Source organism: Rhodococcus sp. NPDC059969 (genome assembly GCF_042738325.1).
Classification (GTDB): domain Bacteria; phylum Actinomycetota; class Actinomycetes; order Mycobacteriales; family Mycobacteriaceae; genus Rhodococcus_F.
In genome coordinates, this window is the sequence record NZ_JBHWUF010000001.1 from 1,149,840 (window position 1) to 1,173,331 (window position 23,492).

At 61.8% G+C, this 23,492-nt stretch carries 22 protein-coding genes; 5 read left to right on the forward strand and 17 right to left on the reverse strand.

What is annotated here, in order from left to right; all coding sequences use genetic code 11:
- Window positions 1–183 precede the first annotated feature (183 nt).
- Complete coding sequence (locus tag ACFWAD_RS05200; protein WP_378541900.1) at window positions 184–1,017, reverse strand: MurR/RpiR family transcriptional regulator; 834 nt, start codon at window positions 1,015–1,017, stop codon at window positions 184–186.
- Window positions 1,018–1,054: 37 nt separating this feature from the next.
- A complete protein-coding gene (locus tag ACFWAD_RS05205; protein ID WP_378541902.1) occupies window positions 1,055–1,360 on the reverse strand; it encodes a putative quinol monooxygenase in 306 nt (101 codons plus the stop codon).
- A 287-nt stretch (window positions 1,361–1,647) separates the two neighbouring features.
- On the opposite strand from ACFWAD_RS05205, the gene ACFWAD_RS05210 reads away from it, so the two are divergent.
- On the forward strand, window positions 1,648–3,180 hold the full coding sequence (locus ACFWAD_RS05210; RefSeq protein ID WP_378541904.1) for an amidohydrolase family protein: 1,533 nt from the start codon (window positions 1,648–1,650) through the stop codon (window positions 3,178–3,180).
- Window positions 3,181–3,209: 29 nt separating this feature from the next.
- Here the strand turns inward: ACFWAD_RS05210 and ACFWAD_RS05215 are convergent, their stop codons facing one another.
- The 10 genes from ACFWAD_RS05215 to ACFWAD_RS05260 all read right to left on the reverse strand — a co-directional run bounded on the left by ACFWAD_RS05215 (window position 3,210) and on the right by ACFWAD_RS05260 (window position 11,423).
- Window positions 3,210–4,403 (reverse strand): globin domain-containing protein, encoded by a 1,194-nt coding sequence (locus ACFWAD_RS05215; RefSeq protein WP_378541906.1) that lies wholly within the window; start codon window positions 4,401–4,403, stop codon window positions 3,210–3,212.
- Window positions 4,404–4,434: 31 nt separating this feature from the next.
- A complete protein-coding gene (locus tag ACFWAD_RS05220; RefSeq protein ID WP_042446409.1) occupies window positions 4,435–4,884 on the reverse strand; it encodes an Rrf2 family transcriptional regulator in 450 nt (149 codons plus the stop codon).
- 119 nt (window positions 4,885–5,003) lie between these two features.
- Window positions 5,004–6,134: a galactokinase gene (gene galK, locus ACFWAD_RS05225; protein WP_378541908.1), complete on the reverse strand. Its 1,131-nt coding sequence runs from the start codon at window positions 6,132–6,134 to the stop codon at window positions 5,004–5,006.
- The gene (gene galT, locus ACFWAD_RS05230) at window positions 6,134–7,237 is read right to left on the reverse strand and encodes a galactose-1-phosphate uridylyltransferase (protein WP_378541910.1); all 1,104 of its coding nucleotides are present in this window, start codon (window positions 7,235–7,237) and stop codon (window positions 6,134–6,136) included. The genes galK and galT overlap by 1 nt, the downstream gene beginning before the upstream one ends.
- Entirely contained in the window at window positions 7,234–7,860 is a 627-nt protein-coding gene (locus ACFWAD_RS05235; protein ID WP_378530789.1) for an SMI1/KNR4 family protein, read from the reverse strand. The genes galT and ACFWAD_RS05235 overlap by 4 nt, the downstream gene beginning before the upstream one ends.
- A 21-nt stretch (window positions 7,861–7,881) precedes the next feature.
- Entirely contained in the window at window positions 7,882–8,466 is a 585-nt protein-coding gene (locus ACFWAD_RS05240) for a TetR family transcriptional regulator (RefSeq protein WP_378530791.1), read from the reverse strand.
- Window positions 8,463–9,512 (reverse strand): saccharopine dehydrogenase, encoded by a 1,050-nt coding sequence (locus tag ACFWAD_RS05245; protein ID WP_378541912.1) that lies wholly within the window; start codon window positions 9,510–9,512, stop codon window positions 8,463–8,465. Before ACFWAD_RS05245 ends, ACFWAD_RS05240 begins: the two co-directional genes overlap by 4 nt.
- Before the next feature lie 71 nt (window positions 9,513–9,583).
- Complete coding sequence (locus ACFWAD_RS05250; protein WP_378541914.1) at window positions 9,584–9,937, reverse strand: VOC family protein; 354 nt, start codon at window positions 9,935–9,937, stop codon at window positions 9,584–9,586.
- Between the two features lie 106 nt (window positions 9,938–10,043).
- On the reverse strand, window positions 10,044–10,787 hold the full coding sequence (gene lepB / locus ACFWAD_RS05255; protein ID WP_378541916.1) for a signal peptidase I: 744 nt from the start codon (window positions 10,785–10,787) through the stop codon (window positions 10,044–10,046).
- 84 nt (window positions 10,788–10,871) lie between these two features.
- Complete coding sequence (locus ACFWAD_RS05260) at window positions 10,872–11,423, reverse strand: transglycosylase family protein (protein ID WP_378541918.1); 552 nt, start codon at window positions 11,421–11,423, stop codon at window positions 10,872–10,874.
- A 588-nt stretch (window positions 11,424–12,011) separates the two neighbouring features.
- Here ACFWAD_RS05260 and ACFWAD_RS05265 point away from each other — a divergent pair.
- On the forward strand, window positions 12,012–13,508 hold the full coding sequence (locus ACFWAD_RS05265) for an anion permease (RefSeq protein WP_378541920.1): 1,497 nt from the start codon (window positions 12,012–12,014) through the stop codon (window positions 13,506–13,508).
- Window positions 13,509–13,511: 3 nt separating this feature from the next.
- Here ACFWAD_RS05265 and ACFWAD_RS05270 read toward each other — a convergent pair whose 3' ends face one another.
- The 3 genes from ACFWAD_RS05270 to ACFWAD_RS05280 are packed head-to-tail and all read right to left on the reverse strand — an operon-like array spanning window position 13,512 to window position 16,960.
- The gene (locus ACFWAD_RS05270) at window positions 13,512–14,261 is read right to left on the reverse strand and encodes a succinate dehydrogenase/fumarate reductase iron-sulfur subunit (protein WP_378541922.1); all 750 of its coding nucleotides are present in this window, start codon (window positions 14,259–14,261) and stop codon (window positions 13,512–13,514) included.
- Window positions 14,258–16,210, reverse strand: coding sequence for a fumarate reductase/succinate dehydrogenase flavoprotein subunit (locus ACFWAD_RS05275; protein ID WP_378541925.1), 1,953 nt, complete (start codon window positions 16,208–16,210; stop codon window positions 14,258–14,260). Before ACFWAD_RS05275 ends, ACFWAD_RS05270 begins: the two co-directional genes overlap by 4 nt.
- A complete protein-coding gene (locus ACFWAD_RS05280; protein WP_378541927.1) occupies window positions 16,211–16,960 on the reverse strand; it encodes a succinate dehydrogenase cytochrome b subunit in 750 nt (249 codons plus the stop codon).
- 156 nt (window positions 16,961–17,116) lie between these two features.
- Between ACFWAD_RS05280 and ACFWAD_RS05285 the strand changes: the two genes are divergently transcribed.
- Both ACFWAD_RS05285 and ACFWAD_RS05290 read left to right on the forward strand, forming a co-directional pair.
- On the forward strand, window positions 17,117–18,445 hold the full coding sequence (locus ACFWAD_RS05285; protein WP_378541929.1) for a lipase family protein: 1,329 nt from the start codon (window positions 17,117–17,119) through the stop codon (window positions 18,443–18,445).
- The gene (locus ACFWAD_RS05290; RefSeq protein ID WP_378541931.1) at window positions 18,442–19,698 is read left to right on the forward strand and encodes a Tat pathway signal protein; all 1,257 of its coding nucleotides are present in this window, start codon (window positions 18,442–18,444) and stop codon (window positions 19,696–19,698) included. The genes ACFWAD_RS05285 and ACFWAD_RS05290 overlap by 4 nt, the downstream gene beginning before the upstream one ends.
- Window positions 19,699–19,749: 51 nt before the next feature.
- Here the strand turns inward: ACFWAD_RS05290 and ACFWAD_RS05295 are convergent, their stop codons facing one another.
- Both ACFWAD_RS05295 and ACFWAD_RS05300 read right to left on the reverse strand, forming a co-directional pair.
- Complete coding sequence (locus ACFWAD_RS05295; protein ID WP_378541933.1) at window positions 19,750–21,126, reverse strand: spinster family MFS transporter; 1,377 nt, start codon at window positions 21,124–21,126, stop codon at window positions 19,750–19,752.
- 52 nt (window positions 21,127–21,178) lie between these two features.
- Window positions 21,179–22,054 carry an SGNH/GDSL hydrolase family protein gene (locus ACFWAD_RS05300; RefSeq protein WP_378541936.1) on the reverse strand — a complete coding sequence of 292 codons (876 nt, stop codon included), beginning with the start codon at window positions 22,052–22,054 and terminating at the stop codon, window positions 21,179–21,181.
- A 136-nt stretch (window positions 22,055–22,190) separates the two neighbouring features.
- Between ACFWAD_RS05300 and ACFWAD_RS05305 the strand changes: the two genes are divergently transcribed.
- Window positions 22,191–23,474: a PucR family transcriptional regulator gene (locus tag ACFWAD_RS05305; protein WP_378541938.1), complete on the forward strand. Its 1,284-nt coding sequence runs from the start codon at window positions 22,191–22,193 to the stop codon at window positions 23,472–23,474.
- Window positions 23,475–23,492: the final 18 nt, after the last annotated feature.

Genomic DNA, 23,492 nt, shown 5'->3' on the forward strand with positions numbered 1-23,492 from the left:
CAGTTGCCCAGACGAGTACACAAGGGGTTGCGGTCGCGCGCCAAGGTCCAGTTCGCAGACAGTGGTCCGGTGTAGGGGCTCTGTGCAGAACCCCTACCTTTCTCCCGAACCCGACCATCGCGAAAGAATCTCTACTGCATTCTGTTCGGGAGCGTCTTCGGGATTGCCGTCAGACATCTCGACTCAGTCTCGGTCATCCATGAGATCAAGGTCGTTCCAAACCTTTTGGACCAGGCCGGCAGCGTGATTACTGTCGGCGTCGCGGAGCTCGCCAAGCACGGCCTGCACCGCAGCCACCATTGCGGTGACCGAGACCGAACCGTCGATGCCCTCGATGGGAGAGACGATCAGGTGTGTGGCGTCATCGGCCAGGCGAGATGAGCGCAGGTCGGTGAGGACGCAGACGGTGGCGCCGCGTTCGCGGCCCATGCGAGTCAGTCCGCGCAAGGTCCGGGTCAGTCGCCAGACGTTGATGACGATCAGACAGTCGGTCTCACCGAGGCTGTTGACTTCGATCGCCTGGGTCGTCGGGTGGCCGAATGAGAGCTGGATGTCGTGGCCGTAGATCGTGCCGAGCGTGCCGAGAACTTGTGCGGGTGCGGCGCCGACTCCGGAAGTGATGACGAGTGTCCGGCGGGATCGTTTTATGGCCCCCGCGATGGCCCGGATAGCTGCTAGGTTCGACTCGGTGGCGAGTGCGGCGATGTTCGCGCTGTCCTGGCGGAACAGCTGTGTGGCCTCGGTCGGCTCGGTGGTGGTGGTGCCGTTTCCCGCGGCGACTTTGCCGAGGTAAACGGCGCGCAACTCCTCGCGCAGCTCTTGCCATCCAGCAAAGCCGAGTTGTTGTGCGGTGCGTACCACGGTGGATACGTTGACGTCGGCGCGTTCGGCGACCTCGCGGGCAGAAGAGTACGTGGCGAATTGGGGCGCTCGAACCAGGACGTTGACAACTTTCTTCCCACCGAGGCTGAGCGTATCGCGCCCGTCCCTGTCCGCCAGCCATTCCTCGATTGCCACGTCGTCTCTTCCCGTTGGAGTGGCCAACCGAGTGGAGTCATGATTCCCGGTCGGTGTGGTGCACGATGTGGAACCGGTGTGAGCGTGTGCTGTCTCCGGAGTCGAAGAACGACGCCATGCTGCGACCGAATTCCAGGCGTACCGGCGAATTCTGCCACACCGTGTAAGCCGAATCGTCGGGCCACAGTGCAGTGACCACCAAAGTGGTCGGGTTGTCCTCGGCGACCATGACTTGCGTCGACAGAGCGCCCGAGGCTTCGAGGACACCTGCCTCTCGGTAGAACGTGATCAAGTCCTCGATCCGGCCTGCGGTGGGTTGCAAGGTCAGCACTGAAAGAATCATGCATCAATTGTTGCATATCATTCGATTTGCATCTAGTGTTTGGAATCGCTTCATTGGGATGGTGTCGTGACACCTCGGGGTGTGGGTTTTCCACGCAGCCCGACCCAACTGATTTCGGCCGCGCCGTCCGGCTGAACCTGTTCGCACACAATGCAAATCGATGTTCGGTGGTCGCGGAGTTCAGAGTGGGCTCTTGCCGTTGAGTGTGCGTGGGTTGCAACAGACTTCAACACACGCGGAGCTGCCGCCCAGCGTTCTTCTTCCGCATATCTCGAGAGAGGCAACACATGTCGAACACGTCCTCCCCGATCATCGCGTCCGGAACCGAAGGGAGTCTCGGCCGCGGGCCGTACAAGCGACTGGTGCTCCAGAACGTCACAGTCATCGACGGCTCCGGAGCACCGCCCTACGGACCTGCCGACGTCGTCATCGAGAAGGACCAGATCCGTTCGATCAACTCCGCCGGCCGAAACACCGATCTGACCCAACACGGTCGAACTACCGACTCGTCCGCCGAGGTGCTGGACCTCAGTGGTCACTACGTGCTTCCGGGTCTGATCGACTCGCATGCTCACATAGGCTTCTCACATCAGGGGCCTGGAGCCGACTACATCTATCAACTCTGGCTCGGGCACGGAATTACCACAGTCCGTGAGCCCGGCGCGATAGTCAATGGCGTCCCGTTCACACTCAATGAGGCTGCCCGCAGTGACGCCAACGAGATCACCGCACCTCGCATCGTGACCTATGCAGCCTTCGGGGCCGGACGCGGCGAACCGTTTCGCACCCCGAAAGACGCCGAGGAGTGGGTCTCTGCGCAGGCCGATGCAGGCGCGGCCGGAATCAAGTTCTTCGGCGCCCCACCGGAAATCTTCAAGGCGGCCATCGAGGAGGCAAGGCGTCTGGGCTTGGCCACCGCGTGTCACCACGCCGTCAGTGACGTCGCCCGCGTCAACGCTCTGACTACTGCACGCTGGGGTCTCACCAGCATCGAACACGGCTACGGGCTACCGGAATCAATGTTCGCGGACCGTCGGCTGCAGCGCTTCCCCGCCTCCTACAACTACAACAACGAGCACGATCGTTTCGAACAACTCGGACGGCTCTGGCACGAAGCAGCCGAACCAGGCAGCCGCGTCTGGGATGAAACCATCGACGAGCTTGTCGCTCTCGGAACTGCGATGGATCCCACTCTGGTCGTTTACGTCGCCTCCCGCGACGCTGCGCGGGCCCGCGGTCGTGAGTACCACCGCGACTACACCGCCCCACAAGCCTGGCAATTCTTCCAGCCGCATCCTGAGACTCACGGCTCGTACTTCACCGACTGGGGCACCGAGGAGGAAGTCGCTTGGAAAGAGAACTACCGCCTGTGGATGACCTTCGTCCGAGACTTCTACCACCGTGGTGGTCTACTCACCGCCGGTTCTGACGCAGGCTTCATCTACAACCTGTACGGGTTCGGTCTCATCGAGGAACTGGAGCTACTGCGAGAGGCAGGACTGACGGCCCTCGAAGTGCTCCAGTGCGTCACCTCCAACGCCGCAACCCTTTTGGGACGAAATGATCTCGGGATCGTCGAGCCGGGGAAGCGCGCCGACCTGCTCGTCACCGCCGAAAATCCTCTTGCCAACCTCAAGACTCTCTACGGTCACGGTCACCTGCGCCGTCAACCCGACGGCACCATGGCTCGCGTCGGTGGGGTTCGCTACACGATCAAGGACGGCATTGTCTTCGACGCTGCGAGCTTGCGTGCCAACGTCCGCGACATGGTGGCCACTGAGCGTGAACGCCTGGGAGTCGATGCGCCCTACACGCCCTGACGCAAGTCTCGAGTGCAGGGAATCGCCGCTCAGGTGTTTGCCCAACTGTCCGGCCCGAAGACCTCGTAGTGGATATTCTGTGCCGGCACATCCCGTTCGAGCAACGATGCGCGCATCGCCAACATGAACGGCATCGGCCCGCACAGGAAGGCTTGGGTATCCGGCTCCACTGCGATGTCTTCCAGATTCGCTCGTCCTTCGTGAACCGATCCGAACGCAACGTGCGTGCCGAGATCTTCGTACCAGCGGTGCAAGGTTGCGGCGGGAATCTTCTCGACGAGCGTGCTGAGTTCTGCTCGGTGAGCATGATCGGCGATGGATCGGTCAGCATGAATGACGGAGACGGAACGCTGTGCACCGGTGTCCGCAAGATGATTGAGCATGCCGATCATCGGTGTGCAACCGATTCCGGCCGACGCGAGGAGCAGTGGTGAGTCGTCGTCGGGCATGGTGAGATCACCGAACGGTGTGGTGACGGAGAGCTCTTGTCCTTCGAATACATTGTTGTAGAGGAAGTTCGACACCTCGCCGTCGGGAGTCCCCGAGATTCGCTTCACACTGATCCGCCAGTCAGCGCTGCTCGGCACCGAGCACAAGCTGTACTGACGAATCTGGCGAGCGCCGTCTGGAAGCACCACGCCGACCGAAAGGTACTGTCCGGGAGCGAAGGTGGGCAGTGCGCTGTCGTCGAGCGAGGTGAGTGTCAGTGAGACGGTGTCGGCGGATTGCAGGACGCGCTCACTGATTCTGACAGTTCGCCACACGTCACCGGTCTCGACGCCGGCGAGCTGATAGAGGCCCCGTTCCATCGCGATGAGGGTTTCGGCCATCAGCCAGTAGACCTCGTCCCATGCTGCGGCGACCTCGGGAGTGACTGCATCGCCGAGTATTTCGACGATTGCGGCGAAGAGGTGTTCGTGGACGATCGCATACTGGTCAGGGGTGATGCCCAACGACGCGTGCTTGTGAGCGATACGAGAAAGGATGAGATCAACCTTGGCACTGTCGGGTTCGAGCTGCAGTGTTGCGAATGCCGCGATAGCGCCGGCAAGTGCTTTCTGCTGTTCACCCTGCTTCTGATTGCCTCGATTGAAGAGATCGCGTTCGAGTTCGGGATGTGCGTCGAACATCCTGCGGTAGAACAGGGTTGTGATATCGCCGATGGCAGCGCCGACCACGGGAAGGGTGGCGCGAATGACCTCGGTTGACTGTGGGGAAAGCATGAGCTGCTCCGTTCGGTCGAAATTCGGTTGATCAGCCTGCTTCGTCGCTCCGAGTGGTGAGGCGAAGCAGGACAGTTTTGGACGGCTGACGGATGACGTCTTCGATCGTGACCGCGTCGAGCGAAACGAAAAACGCTTCCTGAGCGTCGCGCAACGCACTTCGAAGGAGGCAACCGCCGCGCAGTGGGCACGGCTTGTCGCCCTCGCAGTCGACGACCTCGCCTGGCCCTTCGAGGCGTCGGGCCAGCCAGCCGATGGTGGCGGTGCGGCCGAGTTCGGTGATGGAAAGTCCACCGCCGCGGCCGCGCCTGGTTGTGACGATGCCCAACTCGCCGAGCCGTGTAACCACCTTGGTGGCATGGGAGTACGACACGTTGAGCTGCTGTGCAACATCCCGGGTACTGGGGGAGGCATCCGCGTCGAGTACGGCCAACCGCATGACGACGCGCAATCCCAGATCGGTGAACTGCGTCAGTTGCATGACTTGAACCTACATAATTCGCATCTGAGATGACTATTTATGTGAGGGGGATCTCGAGGTGCCCCAACCGGAGCGAACGGTACGTTTGGCGCCGTCAGTGCGCTGAACGTGCCGTTCGCTCACAGTCGGGTGGCCGAACCCCCGGCGACGGCGGTGAGAAAGTGGGGCGCTCGCCAGCCTCGCGCTGCAAATTCGCGGCCCACCGACGCAGTGACCTCCGCTCCCCTACCCACCGGAACCAATGCGATGGCCGAACCTCCGAAGCCGCCACCGGTCATCCGCGCACCGATCGCGCCGCCGCGTCGTGCTGCGGCAACGGCGACGTCGAGTTCTTCACACGAGACCTCGAAGTCGTCGCACAACGACGCGTGGGAATTGTCGAACAGCGTTCCGACATCACTGAATCTGCTGTTGCGTAGGAGTTCTGCTGCTTGCCGTGTTCGGGCGATCTCGGCCACGACGTGCCGCGCCCGTGCCCGGAGAATCGGATCTGACAACGATTCGGCCTGTTCTGCAGTTGCTTCTCGCAAACTGTCGACGCCGAGAGCCTGTGCGGCGTCGACACATTGGGATCGGCGCAACCCGTACTGTCCGTCCGCGAGTGAGTGTTTGACCCGGGTGTCGACGACGATCAGTTCGAAGCCGGCATTGTGGAGATCGAATGGAATGGGTTCGGTGGATCCGTCCTGGCAGTCCAGCAGCAACGCAGTCGAGGGTCTGGCAAAGAGGGCAATGGTTTGGTCCATCCCGCCGGTCGGTGCGCCGACGCCCTCGTTTTCCGCTCGGATGCACATTTTCACCAGCTGATCTCGGCTGAACGGAGAACCGTGAAGATCGTTGACGGCCAACGCAACAGAGCAGGTGAGGGCAGCGGAACTCGACAGCCCGGCCCCGACCGGTACCGACGAGTCGACCGCCAGATCGATTCCCTCGAGGGGAAGACCCTCGTGCGCCAGCGACCACATCACGGCCGTGGGGTAGGCGGCCCATCCTGCTGCGATGTCGCCGACGGACCCGGAGTATGTCTCGTCGGATTGCCGACTGTGTACGCGCACGGTCCTGTCGTTGCGCAGCGCGACGGCAACCAGCGTTCGCTGCTCGAGAGCGACCGGTAGGCACAATCCACCGTTGTAGTCCGTGTGTTCACCGATCAGGTTGACTCGACCGGGTGCCGCCCAGGCTCCGGTTGCCGGATAGCCATAGGCGTCGTGAAACTGTTGGAGCACAGATGGTTTCGAGACGGTGTCCACTATTTCAACTCCCGTAGGCGGGCCGCGACTGCCTCGGGAATGGTGTCGTTCACCCAGGCGCCCATGGCGGACTCAGACCCGGCGAGGTATTTGAGCTTGCCGGGTGCACGCAAGATCGAGAACAGCTGAAGATGCAGTCGACCCAGAGGTCGGTCGATGCGGACGGGAGCTTGGTGCCAGGCCGCGATGTACGGTACCCGATCGACGCCCGGATAGAAGCGATCGATACGGCGCAGGAGATCTTGGTAGACCACCGCAAGCTCTTCGCGCTCTTGGTCGTTCAACGAGGGAAGGTCCGGGACGTCTCGGTGCGGTGCCAGGTGAACCTCGATGGGCCATCGTGCAGCAGTCGGAACGTAGGCGCTCCAGTGATCGCCGTCGTAGATCAACCGGGTCCCGTCCTCGCGCTCGAACGCCAGAACATCGGCGAGCAGTGAGCGACCGGTGCGCTCGAAGTGCTTGCCCGCCTGCGTCAGCATCGATCGGGTGCGTGACGTGACATACGGGTATGCGTAGATCTGTCCGTGCGGATGGGTGAGTGTCACCCCGATCTCTTCGCCACGGTTCTCGAAGCAGAACACCTGTTCCACATCTGGATCCGCCGACAACTCTTCGGTCCGAGAAATCCAGGCACCGACAATCGTGCGCATGCGTTCGAGCGGAAGTTCGGCGACGGACGCCGTGTGATCGCTCGAGAAACACATCACCTCGCAGTGGCCGACAGCTGGGCGATCGCTCGGGTCGTCGTCTCCGGGACTGTGGGCGGCATCGCCGGGCGCCGACGCAAAACTCGGAAACCGATTCTCGAACACCGCGACGTCGTAGTCCGATTCGGGTATCTCTGTGGGCGTGCGTGTTTCGTTGGTCGGGCACAGCGGGCAATCGGCGGCCGAGGGGAGGTGGGTCCGCGTCATACGATGTGAGGCCATGGTGATCCACTCGCCGGTGAGGACGTCGAACCTCATCCGAGAAGAGTGGTCGAGCGCCGGCAATTCGCGTGAATCTCGCGCAGTGCGGGCGCGGAAACGGCCGGCGTCGTCGAAGTAGAAGATCTGGCGACCGTCGGCGAGGATGCGGCGGGTCGGGTTGCGATCTGACGTCATGCGTCGACTTCCCATTCCAGAACACCCTTGCTGACAACGGGTTTCCACACTCCTATCGTGGATCCTGTTTCCAGCGCAGTGGCGTGGGCGGCCAACATGACCGAGATGGACGCCCAGATCGGACCCCCGTTGTCGGTGGCGTCCGACGCATATTCGGTCACACAATGATGAAGTGCACCACTGCGTGTGTCCACGAAGTAGTGGTACTCGTCCAGTCCGGCAAAGGGAACGAACGAGGGGATGAACATGGTTGCGGCAGTGCCTGCGTCGCGTTGATCGTGTCGATCCATCTCGTCCTCGGCATAGAGGTCCGGATTCTCGTAGATCGTCTCGTCCCACGTTTCGAGGAGTGTGAGGCGAACTTCGGTTGCGACGTCGATGGGGTAGAAGAACTTGTCGGGAAGCACACTGCCGAGAAAGAGCCCCGTCCGGTCGTCGTGGGTCAGGCTGCCGTTGTGCACCCGATACAGGTCGCGAAGTTCCTCGGGCCACGTGACGCCGGTCGACGCTTCGAATTCCTCGATGACGGTGTCACCGAGTCCTGGTTGAAACGCTGCAGCCGTCACCGGCGCGTGTGTACGGCACCACGCTTCGATTCGGCTCCATTCGTTTGCAACGCTCATGGGCCTTACGATACGTCCGAGTCAGGACCCGTGAATCAGGTACTGCAGCGTGTTCACCAGCTTTCGGTCCGAAGCCTCCGACTTTCGACCGGCAATGCCTGAACGAAGAACGGCGGAACCCTCGAGCAGACTCACGATGGTTTGCGCCGTTGCACCAAGGCCCGCAGCATCCAGATCCGGTTGTGCACACGCAACAGCGCGCTCGACGTGTGCGATGTACTGCGCGTAGAAGTCTCGAACCACCACCGCCACTTCCTCGTCTGCCGCAGCAATCGCCCACACTTCGACGTACAGACGCACGGTGGCCTGGTCATCCTGTTCTCCGAGCAGGACTGCGATGAAGTGCTCGGACTCTTCGCGAGAAAGGCTCTGATCCGTGTCTGTGATGGCAGCGAGGCGATCCAGTGAGCGAGTCAATGCACGTGACATCACCGCGCGGATCAGGTCTGCACGGGTGGGGTAGTAGTGCTGCAGATGCCCCACCCGCACTCCGGCAGCGGCCGCGAAATCGCGCATTGCCGAGTTGGCATTGCCCTGCGTGGTGAGGACCTGTTCTGCTGCGTCGAGAAGTGCTGCCGCGCGGGCGGCACCCTTGGAAGGGGTCATGCCCGCAATACTGCCACCCCGAAGTTCTCCAACTCGGAGACGGTGCTGCACGGATTCGGAAGCGACTCGGGGAAAGCAACTCCCGGCTGAGCATCGTCGGCCAAAGCATGTCTGACGGCCATCGCGCCGCCCACCGCAGTGAGGTGGGCTTGACCTCGAGGATCGACGATCGTTGCGCTTGCCGCGGCGTCCGGGCCGGTGACATCGATGCGTACTTGCGCGCTCCCGCCCTTGCCTGGCGAGTGCAGGAGTCCGCGTCGTAGCGGCGTGAAGCGGTCACCGCGACCCCAACGGAACAGGCCCGCCTTCTTGGCGGCGAGCAGGGCAGTTGTGGATGCATTCGAACTGAAACCGATTCGAGTACTGGCGGTTTCGGCGCCGAGGGTCATGGGAAACGTGAATTGTTCCGGAGTGTCGATCCTTCCGACCTTGGTGCGAGACCCGGGAAAGTCGATCCAGCGTGTATCCGTCAACGGGCTGACGGTGATCGGGTTGCCTTGCTGCATCACCTCGAAATCCTGGCCGAGGCGATCGATGAAGTCGACGGAGTCGAGCCCGGCAATGTCGTTGACGTCGTAGCGAATCGAGACGTCGATCGCGGTTGCGCCGCCCAGTTCCTCGGCCAACGCTGCGGCGACGACGTTGGTGACTCCGCCCATCCAGCCGGACGAGAGGTACACCGGTGCGCTCGGCGACATCTGACCCGCCAGAGTTGCGGCGCGGGCGACGCGGGTTGTCCAGCGAGTGATGTCGACGTAGGGGATCCCGGCCTCGACGGCAGCGGACAGCACACGATCGTGGGGATCGTTGACCGTCGACACGACCGCGCGTACGGACGCGTCGAAAGGCGTCGGGTCGAGGAGGTCCCAGCGGCGGACGGTGGCACCGTGACGGCGCGCCAGCTCGTTGCCGCACTCGGGGGTACGCCCGGTGAGGAGCAGCGGGAAGTCGGGGGCGAGCAGAGCCGTCAGGGCGCTACCCACGGTTCCGTATCCGCCGGCCACGAGGATCGGGCCGTCGGCTGAATACTGCAAGGAATCTTTCATGCTCTCAACTCTAGGTCAAATGACCTAAAGCGTCGAGCGACGTCTTTCAAGTGCTCAGTCACGGTGTTCGTTCAGTCACGGTGTTGCACGATGTTGACGACGTTGCCGTCCGGCGCCCTGACGAGGAATCGGCGAACACCCCACTCTTCGGTCGTAATGGGGTGCACGATTTCGTAGCCGAGTCTGCGGGCCTCTTCGTAGGCGCCGTCGACGTCGTCAGCGTGGACGGAGATGACCGAGTCCTCGGCTGCTGTCGCGTCGTGCGTGACGAGCTGTACGTGCGCACCGGTGTCGGGTGAGGTGTAGCGAGCGACCCACCCCATGTTGAACTCTTCGGTGCTCAGGCCGAGATAGTCGGAGTAGAAACTCCTGGCGGTTCCGACATCGGCGACCTTGAGATTGGCGGTGATGCGTCGTGCACGCATGCGGTTCTCCTACCTTCGGCAACAGATGTGCTCGATGATCGTCCGAATGCGGAGTTGTGTCGACCGTGTAGTCCGAAGATGCTTTCCTACTGGCTGATTCGGTTGGTCACTGCGGATCGAACGAACTCACAGTTCCCCACCGTGAGAAGGGAAGGACGATCAGTTGAACCTTGCCGATCACATTGTCGATCGGCACTGTTCCACTGTGTTCGTCTTCGAGATGGAATCGTGAATCCTTCGAATGGGCGCGGTTGTCGCCCATCACCCACAGGTTCCCGTCGGGAACGGTGACCGGGCCGAAATACTTTCCTTGGCAGGGGATGCCGTTGCCGGGAATGCGATCGTCGATGTATGGCTCCGTCAGCGGTTTGCCGTTCACTCTGAGCCCCTCGTCCTCGGACAGGCACTGTACGGTTTGGCCTCCAACCGCGACTACCCGCTTGACGAGGTCGTTTTCGTCCGGCGGGACCAATCCGACAATGGACCCAAGTCCCTGAAGCGCGCGAACCACCGAGTTGTCGGAGCGAATGGATCGATACTCGTCGTTCCAGGATTCGGGTCCCTTGAACACGACCACGTCCCCAGGTTGTGGATCCCCGAATCGATAACTGATCCGGTCGACGAGGATCTTGTCTCCGGTGCAGCCGGTACATCCGTGAAGCGTCGGTTCCATGGACTCCGACGGGATCAGAAAAATACGTCCGACGAAGTTCTGAATGACAACACTCAGCACGAGTGCGACCACAACGAGAATCAGAATCTCACGCCACAGTGGGCGTTTTCTCGGGTGATCGGCCACAGTCGATTCAGTTGATTCAGTCGAGTCTTCGTGGGCGTCGGATTCCGTCACACTCCCGACAATAGATGGCGCAACCGGTCGTCGGCCCGATACGAATGTTCTCGATTCGTGGGTCTACCTCTCGGCGGTCTTGCTTCAGAATTGGATCACATCACCCGCGAAGATCAGGTGGGGATCGGCGATCCAGGTATTCCTGGCCCAAACATCCTGCCAACGAATCCCTTTCGCAGAAGCAAGGTTGAACAACGTATCGCCCGCGGAAACTGTCACCGTGTCGCCCGCTGAACCTGCCGACGAGGGAGCCGAGGTGGTCGAATCAGGGGTGGTGCCGCCCCAGCCGAGGTAGGCGCCGCAGACCGGCCACGCACCGATGCCCTGAGCTGAGAGGGTTGCCTCCGCAGCCGCGACTTGATCGAATTTCGACGCCAGGTCGGCCCGGTCCGGCGCGCCTGCCGGTTTGTATGCGTCCCACGTCGACTGTGTGAACTGGAGCCCTCCGTAGAAGCCGTTGCCGGTGTTGATGTTCCAGTCTCCGGAACTCTCGCACATGGCAACTTGCGACCAATCGTGCGCACTGGCAACGCCCGTGGTAACGATGGTGCAGGCAAGTGCGAGAGCGCCTGCTCCTGCGGCTGTCGTGACGGATCGTTTGGCGCGAGAACGATTGTTCTTCCGGTGAATTCCCATGATTCTTTCCTTTGATCGGTCTGAAGGGACAGCGATCTCGGCTCGGCGTGGCGCTGCAGTGGTTTGCGGCATATCGCGGCACTCGAAATCGTCAGTGCTGAAATGTGATTGAGGTGGGCCGGGCGCTCGTCGCCAGATCGTGGTTCCGAGGTATGACCAGATTGGCGGCGCGGCACGCTTGCCGACAACGGCTCAACTACCCGGTGGCGTACCTGTTTGTAGGCCGAGGAAAAACGTCGGTGTACTCGGTGCTGAGCGGAAAACAGGTAGACGAACAGGCCATTCGACCCATGTGCTGACGAGCACCGACCGGCATGCTGAAGCAACACCGAAACAGGATCTCTTCGAGATTCAAGCTTGCGGCACGCCGGCGCCTCCTGTTGATCTATAGGCGCACCCTTTTGAGGGAGATGTGTCGCACCCCAGGGCCGCAGTCTGCGCCCGGGGATGAGCCCTCCTGTGGAATCCAGAGCAGTGGATACCGCAGGAGGGCATTCTCTCGAACTTCGATTGACCGCACGAAAACCGGACGTTTGGGGGACAATCATCTGGGGCGATCACCTGGGGCGAGAAGTCGAGGAGATATACATGTCCGAGGCCAAATCCGAAAGCACCGAGTCTCTCGCTGGAACGACACCGCCGGCAAAGACACCGCCGACGGAGCCGTCGAAACAATCGGTGCTCAGGCGGTACTACCCGGCTGCTGTGCCCGTCATCCTCGGCTTGATCATCTATTTCATGCCTGTTCCGGACGGTGTGGATCCCAAGGGCATGCACATGCTCGGAATCTTCGTCGGCACCATCGTGGCGTTGATCTTGCAGCCCCTGCCGACGGGTTCGGTGGCGCTGGTCGGTCTGTCGATCGCCATGATCACCCAGACCGAGACGCCGAGCGAAGCGCTGTCCGGGTTCAGCAACACGACGATCTGGCTGATCGTCGCGTCGTTCTTCATCGCCGAAGGCTTTCTGGTCACCGGACTCGGCAAACGTGTCGCGCTCATGTTCGTGACCAAGCTCGGCAAGTCGAGCCTCGGTTTGTCGTACGGAATGGCGTTGACGGACTTGATACTTGCTCCGGCTACGCCGTCGAACACCGCCCGAGCTGGTGGCGTCGTCTATCCGATCATCGTCTCGCTGAGCAAGTTGGAGGACTCCAATCCCGAGCCCGAGGACTCTCGCAAGAAACTCGGAGCGTATCTGCTGCTCACCTCGTTGCAAGTCAACGTCGTCACCTCGGCGATGTTCATCACCGCCATGGCGGGTAATCCCGTGGCCGTCGATGCGGCGGCCAAGATCGGCATCGACATCTCGTGGGGCAAATGGGCGCTGGCAGCCTCGGTTCCGGGGATTGCGAGTCTCATCGCGATTCCGTGGGTGATGTCGAAGATCTTCCCGCCCACGATGTTGAAGACACCGAAGGCGCCCGAGCAAGCGCGGGAGGAACTCCGCAAGGCAGGCCCGATCAGTCGCAATGAGAAGATCATGGCTGCCACCTTCGTTCTGCTGCTGGTGCTCTGGTGCCTCGGATCGCAACTCAACGTCAATGCCACTACAACAGCCTTCGTCGGGATCGGCATCCTGTTGGTGACCAAGGTGCTGACGTGGAACAACCTCGTCCACGACACCGGGGCGTGGCAGACGCTCGTGTTCTTCGCCGTTCTGGTCGGCATGGCGAGCCATCTCGAAGAACTCGGCGTGATCTCGTGGATCGGAACGCAGGTCTCTTCGAGCGTCGACGGATTGCCGTGGATCTGGGCCTTTGCGATCCTGACGCTGGTCTACTTCTACGCGCACTATCTGTTCGCATCGAATACCGCGCAGATCGTTGCGATGTACGCGGTATTCCTGGGCGCAGCAGTGGCAACCGGTGCACCGCCACTGTTCTCGGCCTTGGTGTTCGGCTTCATCGGCAGCTTGTTCGGCGGAATCTCGCACTACGCTTCCGGCCCGGCCGGAGTGATCTACGGATCCGGATACATCAAGACTTCGGAATGGTTCCGAATCGGGTTCGTGATGAGCGTCGTGATCATCCTGATCTGGACGATCATCGGCGGGGCGTGGATGAAGCTGATCGGCGCGTGGTGATTGTCAGTTGTCCTTGCGCCGCAATCCGAATCGCATCGATTCCTTGTTGACAGCGGCAATCGCGGTCAAAGGTATCTCCGCGGGACATACATCGGCACACTCACCGTAGGTCGAGCACGGCCCGAAATCGGCCTCCATCTGGTGCGACATCGCTCGGGCCCGCTTGCCACGTTCGTTGCGTCCCTGCGTGGCGAGGGACAGATGGGTCAGTTTGGAACCGGTGAAGAGGTGCGCGGCACCGTTGGGGCAGGCTGCCACGCAGGCGCCGCAGCCGATGCACGCGGCGAAGTCCAGCGCCGCTTCGGCACTTTGATGCGAGAGCGGCTGACTGTCCGCGTCCGGCGCGGTTCCTGCATTGACCGAAACGTATCCACCGGCTTCGAGCACCCGGTCGAGCGCCGAACGATCGACGACGAGGTCTCGGACCACCGGAAAAGCTGTGGAGCGGAACGGCTCCAGTTTGATTCGGTCACCGTCGGAGAAGCTTCGGAGGTGCTGACGGCAGGTGGGAGTGTTCGCAACCGGCCCGTGGGGAACGTCGTCGACCGTGATGCCGCAGGACCCGCAGATCCCTTCACGGCAGTCGGAATCGAAGGCGATGGGTTCGTTGCCGCTCTCCACTAGTTGGTCGTTGAGTCGGTCGAGGAGCTCGAGTAGCGACATCTCCACTGTCGCGTCGTCCACCTGGTAGGTGTCGAACGTTCCGGGCGATTCGGGTCCGGACTGGCGCCATACGTCCACGGTGATTTTCATACGTAGTTCCTCGTCTGCAGTGGAACAGCGGTGAAGGACAACGGCTCGTCGTGTCGAATGTGTCTGCCGTCCTTGGCGGTTTCCCACGCCGAAACGAAGCACCAGTCCTGATCGTTGCGTTGTGCTTCGCCGTCGGGAGTCTGATGTTCGGCACGAAAATGCGCTCCACAGGACTCGTCACGATCGAGTGCGTCGACGCACATCAGTTCGGCGAGCTCGAGGAAATCGGCTACCCTGCCGGCCCTTTCCAACTCCTGGTTGAACTGGTTTCCGCTGCCGGCAACTCGCAGGTTCGACCAGAAATCGGCTCGTAGCGCTCGGATTTCGGCGATCGCCTTCGTCAAGCCCTCGGCCGTTCGGGTGACGCCGCAACCCGCGTAGAGGATCTCGCCCAGTTGACGATGGAACCTGTCGGGGCCGTGTGTTCCGCCGACCGAGAGCAGCAGGTCTACCCGACCGCTCACGTCACTGAGCGTCGACGTCACTGCGGGATCGGAAAGTTCGAGAGGTGCTGATCCGAGCAGCGGCGCAAGATAATTCGGAATCGCGTACGGAAGGGTGAACCATCCGTCGACGCAGGCCGAGAGCAGCGAATTGGCGCCGAGGCGGTTGGCACCGTGATATCCCCACCCGGCCTCGCCGCCGACGAACAGGCCAGGGATGGAGGTCATCTGGTCGTAGTCGTTCCAGAGTCCGCCCATGGTGAAGTGGGCTCCAGGGGCGATACGCATCGGCACGGTGTACGGGTCCTCGCTGGTGGCGTCGCGATACATCGAGAACAGATTTCCGTACCGCTCCTCGATGGTCTTGCGGCCGAGCCGTGCCAACGCGTCGCGAAAATCCAGGTACACACTGTTTTTCAGCGGGCCGACGCCGTGACCGGAGTCGATTTGCTCGCGGGCGGCCCGTGAAGAGACGTCGCGGGGAGAGAGGTTCCCGAATGCCGGATACTTGCGCTCGAGGTAGTAGTCGCGTTCATTTTCGGGAATGTCGCCGGGCTCACGATCGTCTCCGGGCTTGGCCGGTACCCAGATCCGACCGTCGTTGCGTAGGGATTCGCTCATCAGAATGGTTTTCGACTGCCACTCGGAGTTGACGGGAAGTGCCGTCGGATGGAATTGGATGAACGAGGGCGAAGCCATCAGGGCACCGCGTCGGTGCGCCCGCCACGCGGCCGTGGCGTTGGAGTTCTTGGCAAGAGTGGACTTGTGGAACACGGTGCCGTAGCCACCGGAGGCCAGTACGACGGCATGGCCTGTGGTGGCACCGATCTCGCCGGTCACGAGATCGCGTGTGACTATCCCTTGTGCTCGGCCGTCCGAAACGATGAGATCGAGCATCTCGGTTCGGGTGTGGAGGTTGACCGTTCCGGCTGCGATCTGACGCTGCAGTGCCTGCGACGACGCTATCTGCAACTGCTGGCCCGTTTGCCCGCGCGTGTAGTACGTGCGCGAAACCTGAACGCCGCCGAAGGATCGGGTGGCCAGAGTGCCGCCGTACTCGCGAGCAAACGGTGCCCCGATGGCATTCATGTGATCGATGACGCGTACGGATTCTTCGGCGAGACGGAAACAGTCGGCCTCGCGACCCCGGAAATCGCCGCCCTTCACCGTGTCCTTCACGAAGCGGGCAAGGCTGTCATTGTCCACCTTTCGAGCGCGAGCGGCGTTGATACCGCCCTGCGCGGCGACGCTGTGTGCACGGCGTGGCGCATCGTGGAAGGTGAAGGACTCGACGTGATAACCCAGTTCGCCGAGGGAGGCGGCGCAGGCCGCGCCCGCGAGTCCGGTACCGACGACGATGACCGTGAACTTGCGCCGGTTGAGTGGGCTGACGAGCTTGTAGTCGAGCTTGCGAGTGGGCCAGGCGGTCTGTGGATCGCCGGCCGGGACCTTACCGTCCACCGGCGCCCCGATGGTGCGCAGATCGTCGAGTTCGAAGCTGTTCACTTATGACGCTCCTGTCTTCGAGATGACACCGGCCATCACTGCGATGGGGATCGACATGTTTCCGACCATCACGACGAGCGCAAAGATTCCGGAGAGTGCAACGGCAATCTGTCGCAGCCGTTGACCGGTCACGCCGAGATCGTTGACCGCACTCCAAAGTCCGTGCGCGAGGTGCATTGCCAGCAGGGCCATCGCGACGATGTAGAACACCGCCACCAGTGGACGCTCGAAGCTGGCGATCAGATTGTCGTATGCGTAACTCTGTGTGCGCGTGGCCGCTTCGTACTCGCTGCTGCCGATGGGTCGGGTTCCGGTCGTGAGGTCGAGTATGTGGAAGATGACGAAAAGCAGCAGCACTGCTCCGGTGACGGGCATCGTGCGCGCTGTAAAAGACTTGATCCCCAAGCCTTTACGTCGAAATTTCCCTCGCGCTCGGCGTCCGCGAACGGTCAGCAGCCAGGCGCACCAGACGTGTGCGACCAATGACGCTAGCAAGACGATACGAAGAATCCACAGAAGTCCCTCGTAGGGCAGGAAGGGTTCGAACACCGTTCGAAGCCAGTGTGCGTAGTCGTCGAAGTGATCGGCACCGGTGTAGACCTTCAGGTTTCCGATCATGTGGACGAGCACGAAAGCGGAGAAGATCAGTCCCGTCACGGCCATCAGAATTTTGCACGTGATGTTGGACGGCCGCGGTCGAGCTCGGAGTGAATCGCCGGTAGCTCGCGATACACGGGTCGGTGCACTCACAGACAAACCTCCCACGCCAGACTTGCCGGACAGGTGCCGTCAGCCTAAGCCCGATCGAGGTTTTCGGCCAACGGATCGGTGCCCGACTTGTCTGTTATTGCAGGTGGATGGGAGTGTAGGGGTGCTCATTACCCGAAAGTAAGGAACTCGTGAACGATGTTTGACTCGACGTGGCGACGGTGGTCATGGCGCGCCGGAACGGCATCGGCCCTGGCAGTGGCCTTGTTTGCGGTGGGGTCGCCGGCTGGTGCGCAGGAGAGCGTCGACCTGGCCGACGTGTTCAACCCGTTGGTCGTGAAGGCACTCCAAGGCGCTGATATTTCCACCGAATTGACTCCACTCGGGCTCGCGTCCGACGATCCGTGGTTCGACGAGCCCGAAATCGAGCCGGGTACCGCCCCTGGCACTCTTCTCAAAGCGCGTCCGGTCAGTGTGCAGGTCTACCAGGTCCGTCCGGACGTGGTCTCGGCTCACCAGCTCATGTACACAACCACCGATCACTTCGGTCGGCAGGTGATCAGCACCGGAATTCTGATGATTCCCGAGGACGGAACCGCGCCAGGTGATCGCAAGGTCATCGGATACGCCGAGGCGAACGACAGCCTGGGCGCGAACTGCGCGCCCAGTCATCAGTGGACCGGTGGCAACCAAAGCGACCCTGCGATGTTCTCGGCGCTCGGCCCGGTGGCAGAGATGTTCGGTCACGGCTGGGCAGTGATGATGAGCGACGTCGGCAACGACGGAGACACTTCACCTCATCCGTTCTCGATCGGACAGTTCTCGGGCAAGGCAACGCTCGACGGTGTGCGGGCAGCACTTGCGCTTCCTGAAGCCGGCCTCGAATCAAATACACCTGTGGGTATCTACGGGGTCGCCGGAGGCGGTGTCGCGGCGGGGTTTGCCGCGGAACAGGCGCATGACTACGCGCCGGAATTGAACGTCCAGGCCAGCGCCATCCAAGCGATGATGATCGACCCGGCAACGTTCGAGGAGACGGCCGCCGGTGGGATCGGTTCGGGATTCGTCTTCTCGAGCATTCTCGGATTCGACGCGGGCTACCCCGACATCCGACTCGACGATCACCTCACTCCGATCGGTCACAACGTGGCCGCAGCCTTCCGCGCGTCGTGTCAGGCGCTGTACCTCGGACTTCCGTTTGTTCCCTTCGACGTCCTGCTCACCAACCCGGCGCCCCGAACGATCCCGGCACTGGCCGAGGCGTACGCGGACAACACGTTGGGAAAGCAGGCGCCGGCCTCCAAGCTTCTGATTTCTTCCTGTGAGGACGATTTCCTCGTCCCCTTCAGTGAGGCAGAACAGTTGGCACAGACGTATCGAGCAGACGGCGGTGACGTGGACCTGATCCCGTCGCAGTGCGGACCGCTCGACTACGTGACGAATCTGTACAAGACCGTGACCGATCAGTTGGGCATGCAGGACATCGCCTGGCTGGCAAAGACGTTCGACGAAGCAGAGGGACGATGAGCATGCGGAAGTCTCTGACGCGCAGGGATTTTGCGCGCACGGTTCTCGCCGCTTCGGCAGGTGTCGGTGGAGCCGTCGTACTCGGCGGCCGGGCGTCCGCGAACAACGGTGTCCTCGACAGCTACCTCGACCTGGAAGCGGTGAACGCAAACGCCGAAGCCGCAGGCGGTCTGCATCCGTCACTCCCGTCGGATTCCGCAACTCTTCGGTCTTTGGTGGATACCGCCCGAGCCTCGGGAGTGGATCCGCGTCGCTATCAAACACTGCTCGAGCAGTACTGGCTCGCGGTCGGGACCGAATCCGCAGGAATCGATCTCGCTTCGTGGACACCGTTCGACGGAGTGCACGCGAATCTCGGAAACCTCACCAACACCTTCCAGTTCTACGAGCGACTCCAACTCGAGCATCAAGAACTGCAGTGGGCAGGTATGGGCGGAATGGTGGGGCCCGCCTTCGCCGGTGGGCTCCTCGACTTGGACTACGGGCGGGTTGTGCTGGAAGTCCAGGCGATCAGCGAAGCGATGGCGCTGGTGTGGCGAGAGATCGACCGCGTCGGATCGCCGGTCACAACGTCGATGGGGGCTCCCGAGGACATTGCGGCGCTGCTCCAGGTCGGTCACGAAATTCGCCCCGAGGACGTGATGTGGTTCCAGGGCAAGGTGATTGCGATGAGCAAACACATCTTCTCGGATCTGATTCCCATGCACATGGCGTGGGTTCACAACGGTGTCGACGGCATCGCCGAACTCGATCGCGCGGGGCTGCTCGACGAGAACGCCCGCATCGCGTGGAACAACATTGCTTCGGGGACACCGGAATCGGTCTTCGACGGCAATGTGCGTCTGCTGCGACGTGAGCAGTACCAGTCGGTGGGTGATCAGTGGGACGAGGCGAAGGCGTACCGCGGCAGCGTCGGTCGCTCGTTGACCTACCTGACCACCTTCGCCGCATCACCGTCCATGCCGGGCGTTGTGCCGCCACGCGAGTCGAACCCGCTTTCGTTCGCGGTGGGCAATGCCGTTGTGAAAACACCGCTTCCGGACTTCAACTGGGCAGACCGTGACGGTCGGTGGACCTATATCAACGATCAGCTGCTCCCGGTCTACAACAACCTGATGAAGAATCAGCCGGAGCTGTGGCGAGCGACGCTGGCGGCGCCAGTCTCCGTTCGGATAACCGAGCAGCGAATGATCGCTCGCTTGCCGGACATGTTGCGGTCCATGCTGTCGACTCTGGCGATCACGGTGAACTGACCTCGATGGCGGGGCTCTGGGGAGCCCCGCCATCGTCCGTGAACTTGTCGGTCAGGCCTGGCTCAGTTCCGCTTGCATACGCGCGGAGTCCTTGCCGACAGTGCGGGTAGCCAGGTAGATGAATACCGCGGTGAGTGCCAACATGATCGGCACCAGATACATGGCCGAATTCAACCCGTCGCCGGCGTACTGAGCCAACTTCCCGGTACCGGCGTCGGCAAGAGCGCGTTTGGCAAACCAGTCCGAGATCGCTCCAACGGCAACCGGTCCGGAGAATCCGCCGAGAAGGTACATGGCAGCGAAGAACAACGCCGTCGCAGTGCCGCGGAGCCTGGGAACCACGACGTCATGAATAGCGGGGTAAACGCTGATGTAGAAGCCGTAGGCCAACAACCAGCCGGCGGAGAACAAGAGAGTGAACATCACGACGCTCCCGCCGTGCTGCAGCAGCGCCAGCGCCGTCAAAGGCGCTGCCAATGCCGAGGTTCCGACGCCGATCATCAGACGTGCCCGCGGCGAGCGTGCGCTGGCCTTGTCGGCGTAGCGCGCACCGAGAAGCAATCCGATCAGGCCCGTGATTCCGACGATGATTCCGGTGACCGAAGCCGCAGCAGTCAGTTTCAGGTGGTACTGACGCATCAGAAGCGGGACGACAAACGAATTGACCGCGTAGGCAGCGAAGTTGAAGGTCAGTCCGGCAAGGATGAGCCAGCGAAGCGTCGGAATTGCGAGCAGACGACGAATCGGCCGGGTGATCGGGGCCTGTGAAACAGCGGCTGCGCGAGCCTCCGGACTTTCGGAACCACCGCGAACCGGATCGGCCATGCGGTAGAGGACAACTGCCAGAAGGACACCGGGAATCGCGGCGAGGAAGAACGGGGCGCGCCAGCTGTCGAAGGCCTCGGCGATCTTGCCGACCGTGAAGTAGGCGAGCATGAGGCCGATCGGCAAGCCGAGCATGAAGACACCGAGAGCACGTGAGCGTCGTTCCGCCGGGTAGATATCACCGATCATCGAGTTGGCGGCGGGTGTGAAGGTCGCTTCGCCCACACCGACACCCAAGCGCGCGAGGATGAACAGCACGTAGCTGCCGGCAGCACCGGTTGCCGCTGTCAACCCGCTCCACACCAGCAGGCCGATGCCGATGATCTTGGGGCGATTCTTCGTGTCGGCCAACCGGCCGAGCGGCAGCCCGGCGATTGCGTAGACGAGGGTGAAGGCAGAGGTGATCAGCCCCAATTGCAAGTCGCTGAGCGAAAACTCGTTCTTGATCGGCTCGGCGACGACCGAGGGGATTGCCCGGTCGAAGAAGTTGAGCATGTTCGCGAGAAACAGTGCGACAAGTGTGCCGCCGAGAAGTTTGTCACGCGTTCCGACCGGGGCGCCGTCGACGGACGGTAGCGGCGGAGCGTCTCGTTGAATTGACATGGTTGTTCCACCCTTTTCGCGAGTGCTGAATGAATTGTGCTGGGGGAGAAGCTCAGGACAGAGCGTCGGCGACGGCGTTGCCGATCGCCTGCATGCCGGCTGCAGTGGGATGCAGGGGAACCGCCGGCTGGGTGGGGACGATACCGGTGTAGTACGCAGTGGCAGGGTCTGTGCAGATGTCATGTCCGGCAGTGGCTTCGGTGATGTCGATGTACTCGATACCGTGACGCGCCGCGGTGGCTGCCATAACCGTGTTGCCGTAGTCGATGACACTCTGGAGATAGTCCGCGTCGCGTGGCCAGAACGGCTGGGTGCCGGGGCATCCACCGTTGGCGATGTACGTCCCGTATCCGATCACGACAATGCGTGCCGAGGGTGCCCGGTCGCGAACTACTTCGATCATGGAACTCCAACCTGCGGAGGCATTTTCGATCATCTGTCGCTGTTGATCGACGCCACCGTTGGTGAACTTGTCACGGCAGGACGTTCCGGTGGGTTCGGGGAGTGGATTGACGCAGCTCAGAACTGTCGGAAACAACGAGATGTCGTTGGCACCGATGGTGATGGTGACGAGGTCGGTATCAGGCCCCAATGCTGTTGCCTGCGGTGATACTTGACCGGAGAACGTCGATTGTGCGGTGTCCGTGACGTTGGCGGATCGCGCCGACGAGCAGGTCATATCCGTGAGTTGAGCGCCGAGTTCTCGCGCCACCACGGACGGGTAGTTGTCGAGTGATCGTAGACAGCCCGGTGACGACGAGTCCTGCGCGGTGACCAGTGGGCCGGCCGCCGCGGAATCGCCGAGTGCGACGTACTGGATAGTGCTGAAAGGTGTCTCGGCGCTTGACACACCGGTCCCGAGAGCCGCGATCGAACCGGCAGTCACGACGCCTGCCAGAATGGCTGCGCTGCGCGTCTTCCACGTCACTCGGGGCTCCTATTGGTCGAAGGTGAGACTTCCAGTCATGCCACTGATTGTGAATTCGTGAGTGGCGTGGGTTACATAGTGATAGGAAAAAGGCAGGTCGGCCTTGTGGTGGCAATTCAATTCTATGGAGGGTTTTGTGTCTGGAAACAAAGATCTGCCGTTCGAGCCGATAATGGTTGGTGGCAGATCTCTGGCCGACCGATTGGCGCAGCGCACCCATCCGCTGGTCATTGCGACGGTTGATCTGGTGCACCGCGACGTCACCTTCTATCGTTTGCTCCCCGACGAGGCATTGCGGAACGACGTCACGACCATCGTCAGACGCAATCTGGAACTGTTCATCTCGATGCTGCGGACGGGTGCTGATCTGGCGCCCGAGACGCTCGCGGACATCAGTGAGTCCGCCCGTCAGCGAGCTCAGGAATTGGTTCCGCTCGGCGAGGTGTTGCGGGCATATCACCTGGGTGCGGGGCTTTGGTGGGAGACGATATCCGAATGGGCGCTCGCACATGACGGTGTGGCTCTCGCGCGCACCGGACGACTCTTGAACGCATATGCTGCGGCGTCGACATCGGCGGTTCTTGCCGGCTACGGTTCCGACCACGCCACCCAGACGGACGAGGATTCTGCGCGAAGGTCATTGTTCGTAGCACTTTCGACGGGTGTCGATGTTGATCGGGTCTCCGACGACGTGGGCATCAGGTTGGCGCGCCTGTACTGGGTGGTGGCGCTGCACGTCGAGCGCAACGACGACGAGTCCTCGACCGAGGTGGACACTGCCGTTGCCGAGCGGAGAAAGGTGCGCCACCTGCAACGAGAGTTGGATCAGGTGGGGCGGGACAAAGCCCTCGGGGTGCTCGGCAGCAGCGGCGGAGCCGTCCTGATTCCCATTGTGGAATCGGAACCCGCAGAGGGAAGCTGGGCATCGAGTCCGCAGTACCTCGCCCTGTGTCGCCGGTTGGGTGATCTCGAGAAGGTCATCGGTGCATCGACGGTTGCCGCCGTCGACGTCGCGGCACCAGCAGCAGTTCCCGCAGCGGTGAAGCAGGTGCGCGAGGTGCTGAACGTTGCCCGAAAGTACGGACGTACCAGTGGGGTGGTCCGTCTCGAGGATCTTGCAGTCGAGTATCAACTGACCCGGCCAAGCGCTGCGCTGCCGATCCTCGCAGATGTGTTGTCGCCGTTGGAGTCCGATACTGCCGTGCTCGAGACACTCGAATCTTTCATCGACTCCGGATTCGATCGCGCCGCCACCGCCCGGCAGTTGCACGTGCATCCGAATACTGTGGTGTACCGCCTGCGTAAAGCGAGTTCCCTGACAGGACTTGACCTGTCGGCGCCGAAAGATCTTGTGCAGGTCACGATGGCGCTGGGAGCGCGTCGCGCAATAGGATTGGAGGCGGACACTTCCCAAACGTGATGCGGCTGTGGTTCTCTG

Excerpts from the sequence above, each read along its gene's own strand:
- ACFWAD_RS05205 (WP_378541902.1), bottom strand. The coding sequence starts at position 1,360 with ATGATTCTTTCAGTGCTGACCTTGCAACCCACCGCAGGCCGGATCGAG.
- ACFWAD_RS05210 (WP_378541904.1), top strand. The coding sequence starts at position 1,648 with ATGTCGAACACGTCCTCCCCGATCATCGCGTCCGGAACCGAAGGGAGT.
- ACFWAD_RS05215 (WP_378541906.1), bottom strand. The coding sequence starts at position 4,403 with ATGCTTTCCCCACAGTCAACCGAGGTCATTCGCGCCACCCTTCCCGTG.
- ACFWAD_RS05220 (WP_042446409.1), bottom strand. The coding sequence starts at position 4,884 with ATGCAACTGACGCAGTTCACCGATCTGGGATTGCGCGTCGTCATGCGG.
- galT (WP_378541910.1), bottom strand. The coding sequence starts at position 7,237 with ATGACGTCAGATCGCAACCCGACCCGCCGCATCCTCGCCGACGGTCGC.
- ACFWAD_RS05235 (WP_378530789.1), bottom strand. The coding sequence starts at position 7,860 with ATGAGCGTTGCAAACGAATGGAGCCGAATCGAAGCGTGGTGCCGTACA.
- ACFWAD_RS05240 (WP_378530791.1), bottom strand. The coding sequence starts at position 8,466 with ATGACCCCTTCCAAGGGTGCCGCCCGCGCGGCAGCACTTCTCGACGCA.
- ACFWAD_RS05245 (WP_378541912.1), bottom strand. The coding sequence starts at position 9,512 with ATGAAAGATTCCTTGCAGTATTCAGCCGACGGCCCGATCCTCGTGGCC.
- ACFWAD_RS05250 (WP_378541914.1), bottom strand. The coding sequence starts at position 9,937 with ATGCGTGCACGACGCATCACCGCCAATCTCAAGGTCGCCGATGTCGGA.
- ACFWAD_RS05260 (WP_378541918.1), bottom strand. The coding sequence starts at position 11,423 with ATGGGAATTCACCGGAAGAACAATCGTTCTCGCGCCAAACGATCCGTC.
- ACFWAD_RS05265 (WP_378541920.1), top strand. The coding sequence starts at position 12,012 with ATGTCCGAGGCCAAATCCGAAAGCACCGAGTCTCTCGCTGGAACGACA.
- ACFWAD_RS05270 (WP_378541922.1), bottom strand. The coding sequence starts at position 14,261 with ATGAAAATCACCGTGGACGTATGGCGCCAGTCCGGACCCGAATCGCCC.
- ACFWAD_RS05285 (WP_378541929.1), top strand. The coding sequence starts at position 17,117 with ATGTTTGACTCGACGTGGCGACGGTGGTCATGGCGCGCCGGAACGGCA.
- ACFWAD_RS05290 (WP_378541931.1), top strand. The coding sequence starts at position 18,442 with ATGAGCATGCGGAAGTCTCTGACGCGCAGGGATTTTGCGCGCACGGTT.
- ACFWAD_RS05295 (WP_378541933.1), bottom strand. The coding sequence starts at position 21,126 with ATGTCAATTCAACGAGACGCTCCGCCGCTACCGTCCGTCGACGGCGCC.